Here is a 13039-nt window from a genome sequence, read left to right on the forward strand (position 1 = left end):
CTGACATCCGGCGCGGATGCTGCGCCCGGACGTCGTGTCATGTCGATTGCGGCGTTGCGCATGTCCTACTCCGCCGCCGCCATTGCGGGCGACGGGGACCGCCGCTTCGCCGTGAATTCGTCGATCCGCGCCTCGATGACCGGGCGGAAGTTCTTGATCAGCCCCTGGATCGGCCAGGCCGCCGCGTCGCCGAGCGCGCAGATCGTGTGGCCCTCGACCTGCTTGGTCACCTGGAAGAGCATGTCGATCTCTTCCTTGGAGGCATTGCCCTCGACCATGCGTTCCATCACGCGCCACATCCAGCCGGTGCCCTCGCGGCACGGCGTGCACTGGCCGCAGCTCTCGTGCTTGTAGAAATAGGACAGTCGGGCAATCGCCTTGATGATATCGGTGGAGCGGTCCATCACGATGACGGCGGCCGTTCCAAGCCCCGACCCGAGCCCCTTGAGGCTGTCGAAATCCATACCGCAGTCGATGATGTTTTCAGCCGTCACGCAGGGCACGGAAGACCCGCCCGGGATCACCGCCAGGAGGTTGTCCCAGCCGCCGCGGATCCCGCCGCAGTGCTTTTCGATCAGCTCGCGGAACGGAATGCCCATTTCCTCTTCCACGGTGCACGGCTTGTTGACGTGACCGGAGACGCAGAAGAGCTTGGTGCCCGTGTTCCCCGGCTTTCCGAGGCTCGCGAACCATGTGCCGCCCCGGCGCAGGATCGTCGGCGCGACCGCGATCGATTCCACGTTGTTCACCGTGGTCGGGCAACCATAAAGCCCGACGTTCGCCGGGAACGGCGGCTTCAGCCGCGGCTGGCCCTTCTTGCCCTCAAGGCTCTCCAGCAGCGCGGTTTCCTCGCCGCAGATATAGGCGCCGGCGCCGTGGTGGACATAGATGTCGAAGTCGTAGCCGTTCTTGTTGTTCTTGCCGATCAGCCCGGCCTCATAGGCCTGGTCGATCGCCGCCTGCAGCCGCTCGCGCTCGCGGATGAACTCGCCGCGCACATAGATGTAGGCGGCAATCGCGCCCATGGCGAAGCCGGCGACGAGGCAGCCCTCGACCAGCGTATGCGGGTCGTGGCGCAGGATTTCGCGGTCCTTGCAGGTGCCGGGCTCGGATTCGTCGGCATTGACGACCAGATAGGCCGGGCGTCCGTCCGATTCCTTCGGCATGAAGGACCATTTCAGACCGGTCGGGAATCCGGCGCCGCCGCGGCCGCGCAGGCCGGAGGTCTTGACCTCCTCGATGATCCAGTCGCGGCCCTTTTCAAGAAGCGCCTTGGTGCCATCCCAGTGGCCGCGCTGACGCGCGCCATCGAGGCCCCAGTCGTGCAGGCCGTAGATGTTGGTGAAGATCCGGTCCTGATCAGACAGCATCCCGCTCTCCTGTCCTTAGCTCTGGCTGGAGGGCACATCGCCCTTGTCAACGCGCGCGGAGAATTCGGTCTCTCCGCCGTCGGCCAGAAGTTTCGCCTGGGCGATCCAGTCCTCGCGGTCAATCCGGCCCTTGAACTTGAGCCGCGTGTCGACCCAGGCCTTGTTGGCCTCGTCCCAACCGGCGATCTGGTCGAAGTGATAGACCCCGAGATCGTTGAGGATGCCCTCGATCTTCGGACCCACGCCCTTGATCTTCTTCAAGTCGTCCGGCTTGCCGTCGCGCGCGCCCTTGAGAAGTTCCGGCTCGCTTTCCGGCACACCACCGCCGGACAGGTCAAGGCTCGACTGCACCGACCCCGGCGCGCCGGCCGCAGCCGTCTCCGCCGTTTCCGGCTTCACGACCTTCGCCTTGGGCGTCGGCTTCGGCGCCGCTTTCGCCGTCACCTTGGCAGCCCCCGGCAAACCGTCGAAATCGCCGCCACCGGCATTGATCGCGTCGCCCGCGAAGGCATGCGAGGCCGCCTCGGCACCCGACACGACATGCGCCACCGGATCGGCGCCCACGGTCGTGTCCTTGATCTCGGTCAGCGTCGTCGCGCCGCCCTCGGGCATCGCGAAACGACGATCCGACTGCGGTCCGGGGGTGACTTCACGGCCTGCCGCGATGTCGTCGATCAGCGCCTCGAGGCTTTCCGGCGTCAGGTCCTCATAGGTGTCCTTGAAGATCTGCACCATCGGCGCATTCACGCAGGCGCCGAGACACTCGACCTCTTCCCAAGAGAAATCGCCGTCCGCGGAAAGCTCATGCGCATGCGCCGCGATCTTGCTCTTGCAGACCCGGACAAGGTCTTCCGCGCCGCGCAGCTGGCACGGTGTCGTGCCGCACACCTGGATGTGCGCCTTCTTGCCGACCGGCGCCAGCTGGAACATCGTGTAGAAGGTCGCGACCTCCAGCACGCGGATATGCGGCATCGACAGCATGTCGGCGACACAGCGGATCGCCGGCTCCGGCAGCCAGCCGTCGTGCTGCTCCTGCGCCCGCCACAGCAGCGGGATCACGGCCGACGCCTGCCGGCCTTCCGGATAGCGCGAAATGACTTTCTGGGCCCAGTCCAGGTTGGCCTTGGTGAAGGCGAAACTCTCGGGCTGCTCAGGGTGAAGGCGACGAACGGCCATTACCGGTCAACCTCTCCGAACACGATATCAAGGGATCCGAGGACCGCCGACACGTCGGCCAGCATGTGTCCCCGGCACAGGAAATCCATCGCCTGCAGATGCGCGAAACCCGGCGCCTTGATCTTGCAGCGATAGGGCTTGTTGCTTCCGTCGGCGACGAGATAGACGCCGAACTCGCCCTTCGGCGCCTCGACGGCCGCATAAACCTCGCCTTCGGGGACGCGGTAGCCTTCGGTGTAGAGCTTGAAGTGATGGATCAGCGCTTCCATCGACTTCTTCATCTCGCCGCGCTTGGGCGGGACCACCTTGCCGTCGACCGACGACACAGGCCCCTTCTCGACGGTCAGCTTTTCCAGGCACTGCTTCATCAGCCGCACCGACTGGCGCATCTCTTCCATGCGGATCAGGTAGCGGTCGTAGCAGTCGCCGTTCTTGCCGACGGGAATGTCGAAATCGAGCTCCGAGTAGCACTCATAGGGCTGCGACTTGCGCAGGTCCCAGGCGGCACCGGAGCCGCGCACCATCACGCCGGAAAAGCCGCGCGCCCACGCGTCTTCCAGCGACACGACGGCGATGTCGACGTTTCGCTGCTTGAAGATGCGGTTGTCGGTCAAAAGCCCCTCGATATCGTCGAGGGTCTTCAGGAAGGGATCGCAGAAGTCCCAGATGTCGTCGAGCAGGTCGCCCGGAAGATCCTGGTGGACGCCGCCCGGACGCACGAAGGCGGCATGCATGCGCGCACCGCAGGCCCGCTCATAGAACACCATCAGCTCTTCGCGCGGCTCGAACCCCCACAGCGGCGGCGTCAGCGCGCCGACGTCGAGCGCCTGGGTGGTCACATTGAGCAGGTGCGACAGGATGCGGCCGATCTCGGAGTAAAGCACACGGATCAGCTGACCGCGCTTCGGCACCTCGACGCCCATGAGCCGTTCGACGGCGAGCGCGAAGGCATGCTCCTGGTTCATCGGCGCGACGTAGTCGAGCCGGTCGAAATACGGCACGGCCTGGAGATAGGTCTTGTGCTCGATCAGCTTCTCGGTGCCGCGATGCAGCAGGCCGATATGCGGATCGACACGCGTGACGACTTCGCCGTCCAGCTCGAGCACAAGACGCAACACGCCGTGCGCAGCGGGATGCTGCGGGCCGAAGTTGATGTTGAAATTCCGGACCTGAGCCTCTGCCATCGGCTGCCTCAACTGGTCTTGGCTTTTTCATCGCCGGGAAGGATGTATTCCGCACCCTCCCATGGCGACATGAAATCGAAGTCGCGGAATTCCTGGTTGAGCCGCACCGGCTCATAGACCACCCGCTTCTTCTCGTCGTCGTAGCGCACCTCGACATACCCCGTGAGCGGGAAGTCCTTGCGCAAGGGATAGCCGTCGAACCCGTAGTCGGTCAGGATGCGGCGCAGGTCGGGGTGCCCGGAGAAGAGCACGCCGTACATGTCGTAGATCTCGCGCTCGAACCACTCCGCGCCGGGGAACACCTCGACGATGGAGGGGACCGGCGTTTCGTCATCGGCCTTCAGCTTCACGCGGATGCGCATGTTCTGCTTCGGCGAGAGGAAGTGGTAGACAACCTCGAAGCGCTTGTCCCGACTCGGGTAATCCACACCGCAGATGTCGGTCAGATTGACGAACAGGCAGCTGGTGTCGTCGCGCAGGAACCGCACCGCCTGGACGATTTCCGAGGCGCGCACCTCCAGCGTCAACTCGCCATAGGCGACGGTAGCACTGTCGACCGTGTCGCCAAGCGCCGCCTGAATGTGTTCGCCAAGTTCAGCGAGCGTTTCGTCCATGTCCCTGATCCGTTCACCGCATTAAGGTATTGGTCCGACCCGGCGGTCAGCGTTCGATCGTTCCGGTGCGCCTGATCTTCTTCTGGAGCATCATCACCCCGTAAAGCAGCGCCTCCGCCGTCGGCGGGCACCCTGGCACATAGATATCGACCGGAACGACCCGGTCGCAGCCGCGAACCACCGAATAGGAATAGTGATAGTAGCCGCCGCCGTTGGCACAGGAGCCCATCGAGATCACGTAACGCGGCTCCGGCATCTGGTCGTAGACCTTGCGAAGCGCGGGCGCCATCTTGTTGGTGAGCGTGCCGGCGACGATCATCACGTCGGATTGGCGCGGGGATGCGCGCGGCGCGAAGCCGAAGCGCTCGGCGTCATAGCGCGGCATCGACATCTGCATCATCTCGACCGCGCAGCAGGCAAGCCCGAAGGTCATCCACATCAACGAGCCGGTGCGGGCCCACTGAATGAGGTTGTCGGTGGCGGTGACGACGAAGCCCTTGTCGGCCAGTTCGTCGTTCATCTCCAGGAAAAACGGATCGTCGGACCCGATCGGCTGCCCGGTCCGCGGATCGAGAATGCCCTTCGGGGCCTGGGCGACGAGCGGCTCTTGCGAGGTCAGTCCCATTCCAGCGCTCCCTTTTTCCATTCGTAGATGAACCCGATCGTCAAGACGCCGAGAAAAACCATCATCGACCAGAAGCCATACCAGCCGAGATCGCCGAAGGAGACGGCCCAGGGAAACAGGAACGCCACTTCGAGATCGAAGATGATGAACAGCAGTGCGACCAGATAGAAGCGGATGTCGAACTTCATCCGGGCATCGTCGAAGGCGTTGAACCCGCACTCATAGGCCGACAGTTTTTCCGAATCGGGATTCTTGTAGGCCAGCAGAAACGGCGACACCAAAAGGGCAAGACCGATGACCAGCGAGACCCCGATGAAAACCAGGATCGGCACGTAGTCTCTCAACAAATCTTCCATGTCCAAACGTGTCCTTGCGCCAGGCCCTTGGCGGCTGCGCGTGTCCCTTGACGGTGCGGCGCGACAGGGCCTTTCCAGCGTGACGGTGATACGGGTGACAACGACGCGACCACCAGCGCTTACCCGGCACGCTTAGCCCACGCTCCCCCGCAACGCAAGCCCAACAACGGTGTAATCGGAGCGCCATTTTCGCAACCGCGAAATGACCTTGGCGTCAACAGGCGGCTCGGGCGCGGCCGCGTCAGCGAGCGAACCTCGCGGCCAGAGCGGGCCACTCCGCCAGAAGCGCGCTGCGGGCCCGCAGGCCCGGCGACACGGAATGGCGGACCTCGTCCTGCGTCAGCCGCACGAAGACAGCCCGCGTGTCGCCCCTAGTTGCCCAGCCGACGAACCATCCATATCCGCGGGCCCGGTCGAAGGACCCGTCCGCGCGGCGCGGATAGGCCCCTCCGGTCTTGCCGCTCAACGTCCAGCCGCCGTCGATGCTGAACCGCTCGACCAGCGCTTCCGTTTGCGCCATCGCGGACTGAGACAGCGGAAGCGTGCGATTGAGCAGACCCCTCAGGAAGCGCGCCTGCTCGCGCGGCGAAATCGCCAGCGACGACGCAATCCAGGCCCGTTCAAGGCCGTTGCCCTTGCCCGGATCTCCCGAAAAATCGGCATTGCCGTAACCGAGCGCCCGCGTCCAGGCTTCGAGCTTGTCCGCACCCAACTGCCGGGTCAGGCGCTGGGAATACCAGACGACCGAGTGTTTCATCCAGGACGTGGGATCGACAAGACCGCGCCAGGCACGTCCGCCCCAATCGACCTCCCCCTTGCGGTACTGACGAACAGGCTCCTGCGGCCCCTGCAACAGCCCCTCCTCGAACCCGATCGCCGCAAGCGCAATCTTGAAGGTCGAGGCCGGCGTCACGCGGGTCTCGCAATCCCCGTTTTCCGTCAGCACCGCACCGCTCTTCGAATCAACCACGAGCGTGCAGATGGGGCCGGCCATCCCGGCAGCATTGCTTCCCGCCAGCGCCAGACCCGCAACCAGAGCAAAAAAGAGCCGTCGCACCATAGGTCTCATCCTTCAAAAGAACCCGGACAACTGCCCCCTGCCCGCCATCGCTGGCGGAGCGACCGTCGCGCGGAAATCGGCAAAGGGCCACCACCTGCAGCGGAGCGCAAACAAAGCGTGGAGTCCCCATCAGGGGAACCTATTGCCATCTCGGAAAGTGCGGAAGGAAAAGAAAAGGGCGAGTGGCGCGAGTGACGGGGCTCGAACCCGCGACCTCCGGCGTGACAGGCCGGCACTCTAACCAACTGAGCTACACCCGCTCGCCCGCTTTGTCGCTTGGACAAAGGGCTCCCGAAACTGAGGCAAGTGGCGCGAGTGACGGGGCTCGAACCCGCGACCTCCGGCGTGACAGGCCGGCACTCTAACCAACTGAGCTACACCCGCTTGCGCTCAGGCGACGCTTGGTCGCCGGGAGTGGCGCTGATGTACGTCGACCCGCCCGACAAGTCAAGCCGATCGGACATGGCTTTGTCATGATTGTTCTTTGCGTCGCGCCAATGCGCATCCGCAACTGTGGATAACACGGCGCACCCCTGACGCAAGCTCGCCTCCCGGCCCGCGAGAAACGCCGCGTGGAAACGCAAAACGCACGGATGCCGGGGCATCCGTGCGTCTGACATTCTGCGAAGCAAAACGATCAGAGCTTTGCCAGATACTGCATCGGGTCGACCGGCTTGTTGCCGCGACGCAGCTCGAAGTGAAGCTGCGGCTGGGTGACAGACCCGGTGGACCCGGCCTTGGCGATTGTCTGACCGCGGCTGACGCTGTCGCCGCGCTTGACCAGCAACTCGCTGCCGTGGGCATAGGCCGACACCCAGCCGTCATCGTGACGAACAAGCACCAGGTTGCCGTAGCCCTTCAGCTCGTTGCCGGAATAGATCACGGTCCCGTCTTCCACCGCCTTGATGTCCGCCCCTTCCGGCAGGGCCATGTTGATGCCCTCGTTGCGGGTGCCGCCGGGCTTGGTGCCGAAGTCGGAGATGATTCGACCGCGCGCCGGCCAGCGGAACCGGCGCACGCTGTCGTCGGCGACGTCCCGGTTCACCGAAATCGGCTTCACTGGCGCGGATTCGGTGCGCGAGATCTGAGGCGCGGAAGCGGTTCCCGTCGGCGTGGCGTTCCGCGCCGGTTCGGCGGGACGCGAACTCAGCGTGGCCGGCTTTCTGCGCGGCTGCACGGCCTGGGTCATCTGCGCGGGCGCTGGAACACTGCTCGACAGCGACGCCAGCCTGACCGCCGAATCCGGCTTGTGGGGCGGGATCGGCGCGGATGCCATCGCCAGACCCGTGGCGGCCGTCGTCGGGATCGACCCGGTCACGCTCGGCGCCGGCCCCGCCGGCGGTAGGGTCACCGGCGCAGACGATGCCGTTGCGCCATGCACATAGGTGGGAATGACCATCCTCTGGCCAGCCGACAAGGAGGCATTCGGCGAAACGCCGTTGATCTCCGCCAGAACATATTGCGGAACGCCGAAACGGCGCGACATGGACGCCACGCTGTCCCCGCTTCTCGCGCTGACCTGTGTGGCCCCTGCGGTCGTCCAGCCACGCACGGTCTTCGGCGAGACGCCATTGCCGGAGTTGGCCAGGATCCGGCTCGCCTCGTCGCTCGAAGAGCGCACCGGCGCCGGCACGGTCGTGCGGGCAACCTGGCGCTGCGGCGAGGCGGGCGGCGTCGGGACGGATGCATATTTCGGCGTCGACCGACCCTGCGCGGAAATCGATCCCGTCGCGATCGAGCCATTCGGCTGCGTGGGCGGCGGCAAGGCGCTGCGCTCAACACGTGCAGGCCCGCTCGACGGGCCGGCCATGATATCATCGAAACTCGGCTGCGACCCCGAGCCTCCGCCCAGCATGGCCCGCTGATTGTCGGTATTGCCGGTGAAAATGGGATCGGCGAAACGCTCCACCCCGCCGCTGCAGGCTCCCGCGATGGCTGCCAGAAGCACCACCATCGCAGTCTGCGAGAGCAATCGGGGCGGGGATCGTAAACATTGCTTTGACATGGCGCTACTCGGACTCAAACACCTGAGGTCGTTGAGCCTGATTAAATGCCGGTAACGTTTATAAAGACTTAAGCGCGGCCAAATTGGTGGAGATCGCCTGGAAACGATTTCTTGCGCCGGACGATCAAAGCCGGGTCGCAACCCCTTCCACAAGCGGGACAAACCGCACTTGCGCGAGATCCCGGGTCGAGGTGGTGGCGCCCTTCTTTTCGACGATGACAAGCGACTGGACATCGCCGGCCGGCCCCAGCGGCATCACCAGCTTGCCTCCGTCAGCCAGTTGGTCGATCAGCGCCGGGGGGATCTCCGGTGCAGCCGCGGTGACGATGATGCGGTCGAACGGCGCCTTCTCCGGCAGCCCCTCGGTGCCGTCGCAATGATGGACGTGAACCGTGCCGATCTTCAGCGTTGCCAGGCGTGCGCGCGCAAGATCGGCGAGCGTCTTGTAACGCTCCAGCGTGTGAACCTCGCTGCTCAGGTGGCCGAGAATGGCCGCCTGATAGCCGGAGCCGGTCCCGATTTCCAGCACCCGATGCCCCTGCGACAGGTCGAGCGCCTCGGTCATCATGGCAACGATTGTGGGTTGGGAGATCGTCTGGCCGCATTCGATGGGAAGCGCGCTGTCCTCATAGGCATGGCGCTGCAAGGGCGCGGACAGGAACAGGCGCCGCGGAACCCGTTCAAGCGCCGACAGCACCTTCTGGCTTCCAATCCCCTGGGTGCGCAACTTGAGGATCAGGGCCGCGGTCGCCTCCCGGTCGGCCTCGGTGACATCCGCGGCCGCCGGCGACGTGTCGCCCGTGCCGTGTGAACCTGTCTCGGGGTCATCCGCGCCGACCAATGTCTTCCCTCCCGCAGCCGTGCCATCCCCCTGCCCGACCGCAGGCAGGGCCAGTCCCTGGATCAGGCCAGCTTGTCCTTCAGTTCACCCAACAAATCATGGGCCGTCAGGTCAAGCTTGAGCGGTGTCACGGAAATCATGCCAGCGCTCAATGCGGCCAGGTCCGTGTCCTCGGGCGGCGTTTCCTCGCCACCGCGAAAGGCCAGCCAGTAGTATGGCACGCCGCGCCCGTCGGTGCGCGCATCGACCGCCAGCTCGCTGACCTTGCGCTTGCCCTGCCGGGTTACCCGGGTGCCGCGCACATCCGCCGGCGCACAGGCCGGAAAGTTCAGATTGAGCAGGATGTCGGAGGGAAACGAGAACGACAGGAGCTTGCGGATCAGCGGCGCGGCATGGATGCGCGTCGCCTCGTAATCCACACGTGCCCCCTTCCCCCAGCTATAGGCCTGGGACAGCGCCATGGAGCGGATGCCCATCAGCGTGCCTTCCATGGCGCCGGCGATAGTACCGGAATAGGTCACGTCGTCAGCCGCATTCTGACCGCGGTTGACGCCCGACAGTACAAGGTCGGGACGCTCGGGAAGGATCTCCCGCACGCCCATGATCACGCAGTCGGTCGGCGTTCCCCTGACGGAATAGCGCCGATCGCCGAGATCGCGCACCCTCAGCGGGTCATGCAGCGTCAGCGAATGGGCCACGCCGCTCTGGTCCGTTTCCGGCGCCACCACCCAGACGTCGTCGGACAAGCTGCGGGCGACCTCCTCGAGAATCGCCAGCCCGCCGGCCTGAATGCCATCGTCGTTGGTGACCAGGATCCGCATCACGCCGCCTCGATTGTCTCGGTCCCGCCCATGTAGGGACGCAGCACCTCGGGCACGGTAATGCTGCCGTCGGCGTTCTGGTAATTTTCGACCACCGCGATCAGGGCGCGGCCGACCGCAAGGCCGGACCCGTTGAGCGTGTGAACGAACCGCAGCCCCTTCTCGCCCTCGGGACGATAGCGCGCATTCATCCGCCGGGCCTGGAAGTCGCCGCAGACCGAACAGCTGGAAATCTCGCGGTAGGCATTCTGCCCCGGCAGCCACACCTCGATGTCATAGGTCTTGCGGGCACCGAATCCCATGTCGCCGGCCGACAGCACCATGACCCGATAGGCAAGGCCGAGCCTCTTGAGGATCTCCTCCGCGCACCCTGTCATGCGTTCGAGTTCGTCGAGGGAATTCTCCGGCGTGGTGACGGAGACAAGCTCGCATTTCCAGAACTGGTGCTGGCGCAAAATGCCGCGCACGTCGCGCCCGGCGGAGCCGGCCTCGGAGCGAAAGCATGGCGTCAGCGCGGTCACGCGCATCGGCAGATCCGCTTCGGCCAGGGTTTCACCCGCCACCATATTGGTCAGCGGCACCTCGGCGGTCGGGATGAGCCAGCGGCCTTCCGTGGTCTTGAACAGATCCTCGGAGAATTTCGGCAGCTGCGACGTGCCATAGAGCGCCTCGTCGCGCACCAGCAGCGGCGGAGAGACTTCCATATAGCCGTGCTGTGTGGTCTGCAGATCGATCATGAACTGGCCGAGCGCCCGCTCAAGCCGTGCAAATTGCCCCTGAAGCAAAGCGAAGCGCGCGCCGGACATGCGTGCGGCACGTTCGAAGCTGATCCCGGCCTCCGCGGCACCGACCTCGAAATGCTCCTTCGGCGTGAAATCGAAACTGCGCGGGGTTCCGACGCGACGCAGCTCGACATTGTCGCTTTCATCCGCGCCATCGGGCACATCGTCCAGCGGCATGTTCGGCAGGACGCTCAGCGCGTCGACCACCTTCGCCGTCAGCCCGCGCTCGGCCTCTTCTCCGTCATGAATGGCCTGCTTGATCTTGGCGACTTCGTCGATCAGCGCCTGCGCCCCGGCGTCGTCGCCGGTGGCCTTGGCCTTGCCGATCTCCTTGGAGGCCGCATTGCGGCGTTCCTGCGCGTCCTGGAGCGATGCGACATGCGCGCGCCGCTCGTCATCGAGCGCGATCAGCGCGCCCGCCTGCGGCGGCAGCCCGCGCCGCGCCATGGCTGCATCGAAGGCCGCGGCATTGTCGCGGATCCACTTGATATCGAACATCAATCAACCCCGGATTCGGTGCCGGCGCCAGGCGGCAACGGGAATTCGACCGGGGCAGATGCTGCGTCGATCAGGCGTCCGCTTCCGCAGCTTCCCGTTCGGCGCGCTTCTTTTCCACCAGTCTGACGCAGATGATGGACACTTCGTAGAGAAGCATCGTTGGCAGCGCAAGACCGATCTGGCTGATCGGATCCGGCGGCGTGAGGACGGCGGCCAGCACAAAGCCGATGACGATCGCATATTTGCGTTTTGACCTGAGCCCTTCCGACGAGACGATCCCGACCCGGCCAAGCAGGGTTAAAAGCACCGGAAGCTGGAACACCAGTCCGAAGGCGAAGATCAGCGTCATGATCAGGCCGAGATATTCGCTCACCCGCGCCATCAGCTGGATCTTGGCCTGACCGCCCGTGCCGTCCTGTTCCATCGACAGGAAGAAGCCCATGGCAAGCGGCATCACCAGGAAGAACACCAGACACGCACCGATGATGAAGAGGATCGGCGTCGCGACGAGGAACGGCAGGAACGCACCGCGCTCGTGCTTGTAGAGCCCCGGAGCGACAAACATGTAGAGCTGCGAGGCGATCACCGGGAAGGCGATGAACAACGCGCCGAAGAAGGCGAGTTTGAGCTGGGTGAAGAACAGCTCCTGGGGCGCGGTGTAGATCATTTCGACCTGATGCCCGGCGGCCTGTTCGAACGGGATAACCAGAATGTTGTAGATATCCTGCGCGAAGTAGAAGCACACGACAAACGCGATCAGGATCGCCACCACGGTGCGCAGCAAACGCTGACGCAACTCGATGAGATGTTCGATCAGCGGTGCCTTGGAGGACTCGATATCGTCGTCTGTCATGCCTTGCCGTCGTCCCCGGTCGGCCGCGTCTTGGAATCTGCGGTTGACGCCTGTTGCTGTCCGGCATCCGCTTGCGCTCCCGGCTCAGCCGTCTCTTCGCTGCTCTTGTGCGCCGAAAAGTCGATGGCAGGCTCGGTTTCAAGCGGTTCGGACTTGGCGGACTTCGCCTTGCCGGTCGGCTTGTCCATATTGTTGATGGATTTCTTGATGTCGCCGAGCGGGTCGAAGTTGCCGGCCTTCTCGACCTGCTTCTTCATGTCGGCAATGTCGGCCTGCTGCTCGGCCTCGCGCAACGCATCGTTGAACGTCGACTGAAACTCGTTCGCCATCCGCTTCACCTTGCCCATCGTCTGACCGAAGGTGCGCAGCATCCGGGGAAGGTCCTTGGGACCGACGACCAGAATCATGACGACGGCGACAACAAGCAGTTCCGTCCAGCCGATATCGAACATTGGCGTCCGTTTTCCGCGTTTGAGAGATCAAGACGCGCTTGCGCGGTCCTCGCGAGCGTCATGGACCGGCCGGCAGGCCGGACCCCGACGGCCCTCGCCCGTCACAGGAAGGTCAGCCCGCCTGCGACTTGTCCTCGGACTTCTTCATGGCGACCGGCTCTTCCGGCTTGTGGTCGATGGTCTTGCCATCGTCGGCCTTCGCCTCGTCGTCGTCCTCGTTGAGGCCCTTCTTGAAGCTCTTGATTCCCTTGGCCACGTCTCCCATCAACTCGGAGATCTTTCCGCGACCGAACAGCAGAACAACGATCACCGCGATGATCAGGATCTGCCAAATACTGATACCCATACGACAACTCCCTGGTCGATCCGGTGCACGCGCGCCGGCGCGGCACTATTGCAACA

The 13039-nt window shown here is 64.4% G+C and carries 15 protein-coding genes and 2 tRNA genes; 1 reads left to right on the plus strand and 16 read right to left on the minus strand.

Going from position 1 to position 13039, the window contains the following annotated elements; all coding sequences use genetic code 11:
* Positions 1 to 65: 65 nt before the first annotated feature.
* The 10 genes from nuoF to LC092_RS05870 all read right to left on the minus strand — a co-directional run bounded on the left by nuoF (position 66) and on the right by LC092_RS05870 (position 7871).
* The gene (nuoF, locus tag LC092_RS05825) at positions 66 to 1370 is read right to left on the minus strand and encodes an NADH-quinone oxidoreductase subunit NuoF (protein WP_224805502.1); all 1305 of its coding nucleotides are present in this window, start codon (positions 1368 to 1370) and stop codon (positions 66 to 68) included.
* A gap of 15 nt (positions 1371 to 1385) precedes the next feature.
* The gene (nuoE, locus tag LC092_RS05830; protein WP_224805503.1) at positions 1386 to 2546 is read right to left on the minus strand and encodes an NADH-quinone oxidoreductase subunit NuoE; all 1161 of its coding nucleotides are present in this window, start codon (positions 2544 to 2546) and stop codon (positions 1386 to 1388) included.
* Complete coding sequence (locus tag LC092_RS05835) at positions 2546 to 3730, minus strand: NADH-quinone oxidoreductase subunit D (protein WP_224805504.1); 1185 nt, start codon at positions 3728 to 3730, stop codon at positions 2546 to 2548. Before LC092_RS05835 ends, nuoE begins: the two co-directional genes overlap by 1 nt.
* A gap of 8 nt (positions 3731 to 3738) precedes the next feature.
* On the minus strand, positions 3739 to 4344 hold the full coding sequence (locus tag LC092_RS05840) for an NADH-quinone oxidoreductase subunit C (protein ID WP_224805505.1): 606 nt from the start codon (positions 4342 to 4344) through the stop codon (positions 3739 to 3741).
* Between the two features lie 46 nt (positions 4345 to 4390).
* On the minus strand, positions 4391 to 4969 hold the full coding sequence (locus LC092_RS05845) for a NuoB/complex I 20 kDa subunit family protein (protein WP_224805506.1): 579 nt from the start codon (positions 4967 to 4969) through the stop codon (positions 4391 to 4393).
* Entirely contained in the window at positions 4960 to 5325 is a 366-nt protein-coding gene (locus LC092_RS05850; RefSeq protein WP_224805507.1) for an NADH-quinone oxidoreductase subunit A, read from the minus strand. Before LC092_RS05850 ends, LC092_RS05845 begins: the two co-directional genes overlap by 10 nt.
* A gap of 241 nt (positions 5326 to 5566) precedes the next feature.
* Complete coding sequence (gene blaOXA, locus LC092_RS05855; protein WP_224805508.1) at positions 5567 to 6385, minus strand: class D beta-lactamase; 819 nt, start codon at positions 6383 to 6385, stop codon at positions 5567 to 5569.
* Between the two features lie 183 nt (positions 6386 to 6568).
* Positions 6569 to 6645: transfer RNA gene (locus tag LC092_RS05860), tRNA-Asp, on the minus strand.
* A 47-nt stretch (positions 6646 to 6692) separates the two neighbouring features.
* Positions 6693 to 6769 (minus strand) — tRNA-Asp (locus LC092_RS05865).
* A 253-nt stretch (positions 6770 to 7022) separates the two neighbouring features.
* Positions 7023 to 7871, minus strand: a complete 849-nt coding sequence (locus LC092_RS05870; protein ID WP_263627017.1) for a murein hydrolase activator EnvC family protein — start codon at positions 7869 to 7871, stop codon at positions 7023 to 7025.
* Here LC092_RS05870 and LC092_RS05875 point away from each other — a divergent pair.
* Positions 7870 to 8250, plus strand: a complete 381-nt coding sequence (locus LC092_RS05875) for a hypothetical protein (RefSeq protein WP_224805618.1) — start codon at positions 7870 to 7872, stop codon at positions 8248 to 8250. The genes LC092_RS05870 and LC092_RS05875 overlap by 2 nt on opposite strands.
* Before the next feature lie 264 nt (positions 8251 to 8514).
* Here the strand turns inward: LC092_RS05875 and LC092_RS05880 are convergent, their stop codons facing one another.
* The 6 genes from LC092_RS05880 to LC092_RS05905 form a co-directional block, all read right to left on the minus strand.
* Positions 8515 to 9231, minus strand: a complete 717-nt coding sequence (locus tag LC092_RS05880; protein ID WP_224805509.1) for a protein-L-isoaspartate(D-aspartate) O-methyltransferase — start codon at positions 9229 to 9231, stop codon at positions 8515 to 8517.
* Positions 9232 to 9293: 62 nt separating this feature from the next.
* Complete coding sequence (gene surE, locus LC092_RS05885; protein WP_224805510.1) at positions 9294 to 10052, minus strand: 5'/3'-nucleotidase SurE; 759 nt, start codon at positions 10050 to 10052, stop codon at positions 9294 to 9296.
* Positions 10052 to 11332 (minus strand): serine--tRNA ligase, encoded by a 1281-nt coding sequence (gene serS, locus LC092_RS05890; protein ID WP_224805511.1) that lies wholly within the window; start codon positions 11330 to 11332, stop codon positions 10052 to 10054. Before serS ends, surE begins: the two co-directional genes overlap by 1 nt.
* 70 nt (positions 11333 to 11402) lie before the next feature.
* Positions 11403 to 12185, minus strand: coding sequence for a twin-arginine translocase subunit TatC (gene tatC, locus LC092_RS05895; RefSeq protein WP_224805512.1), 783 nt, complete (start codon positions 12183 to 12185; stop codon positions 11403 to 11405).
* Entirely contained in the window at positions 12182 to 12637 is a 456-nt protein-coding gene (gene tatB, locus LC092_RS05900; protein ID WP_224805513.1) for a Sec-independent protein translocase protein TatB, read from the minus strand. Before tatB ends, tatC begins: the two co-directional genes overlap by 4 nt.
* A gap of 112 nt (positions 12638 to 12749) precedes the next feature.
* Positions 12750 to 12983, minus strand: coding sequence for a twin-arginine translocase TatA/TatE family subunit (locus LC092_RS05905; RefSeq protein ID WP_224805514.1), 234 nt, complete (start codon positions 12981 to 12983; stop codon positions 12750 to 12752).
* Positions 12984 to 13039 lie beyond the last annotated feature (56 nt).

The organism is Stappia stellulata (assembly GCF_020176715.1).
GTDB lineage: Bacteria > Pseudomonadota > Alphaproteobacteria > Rhizobiales > Stappiaceae > Stappia.

Coding starts and splice junctions, on each gene's coding strand:
- LC092_RS05835 (WP_224805504.1), bottom strand. CDS start 3,730: ATGGCAGAGGCTCAGGTCCGGAATTTCAACATCAACTTCGGCCCGCAG.
- serS (WP_224805511.1), bottom strand. CDS start 11,332: ATGTTCGATATCAAGTGGATCCGCGACAATGCCGCGGCCTTCGATGCA.
- LC092_RS05905 (WP_224805514.1), bottom strand. CDS start 12,983: ATGGGTATCAGTATTTGGCAGATCCTGATCATCGCGGTGATCGTTGTT.
- LC092_RS05870 (WP_263627017.1), bottom strand. CDS start 7,871: ATGTCGCGCCGTTTCGGCGTTCCGCAATATGTTCTGGCGGAGATCAAC.
- tatC (WP_224805512.1), bottom strand. CDS start 12,185: ATGACAGACGACGATATCGAGTCCTCCAAGGCACCGCTGATCGAACAT.
- LC092_RS05845 (WP_224805506.1), bottom strand. CDS start 4,969: ATGGGACTGACCTCGCAAGAGCCGCTCGTCGCCCAGGCCCCGAAGGGC.
- LC092_RS05850 (WP_224805507.1), bottom strand. CDS start 5,325: ATGGAAGATTTGTTGAGAGACTACGTGCCGATCCTGGTTTTCATCGGG.
- LC092_RS05840 (WP_224805505.1), bottom strand. CDS start 4,344: ATGGACGAAACGCTCGCTGAACTTGGCGAACACATTCAGGCGGCGCTT.
- tatB (WP_224805513.1), bottom strand. CDS start 12,637: ATGTTCGATATCGGCTGGACGGAACTGCTTGTTGTCGCCGTCGTCATG.
- blaOXA (WP_224805508.1), bottom strand. CDS start 6,385: ATGGTGCGACGGCTCTTTTTTGCTCTGGTTGCGGGTCTGGCGCTGGCG.
- surE (WP_224805510.1), bottom strand. CDS start 10,052: ATGCGGATCCTGGTCACCAACGACGATGGCATTCAGGCCGGCGGGCTG.
- nuoE (WP_224805503.1), bottom strand. CDS start 2,546: ATGGCCGTTCGTCGCCTTCACCCTGAGCAGCCCGAGAGTTTCGCCTTC.
- nuoF (WP_224805502.1), bottom strand. CDS start 1,370: ATGCTGTCTGATCAGGACCGGATCTTCACCAACATCTACGGCCTGCAC.
- LC092_RS05875 (WP_224805618.1), top strand. CDS start 7,870: ATGGACGCCACGCTGTCCCCGCTTCTCGCGCTGACCTGTGTGGCCCCT.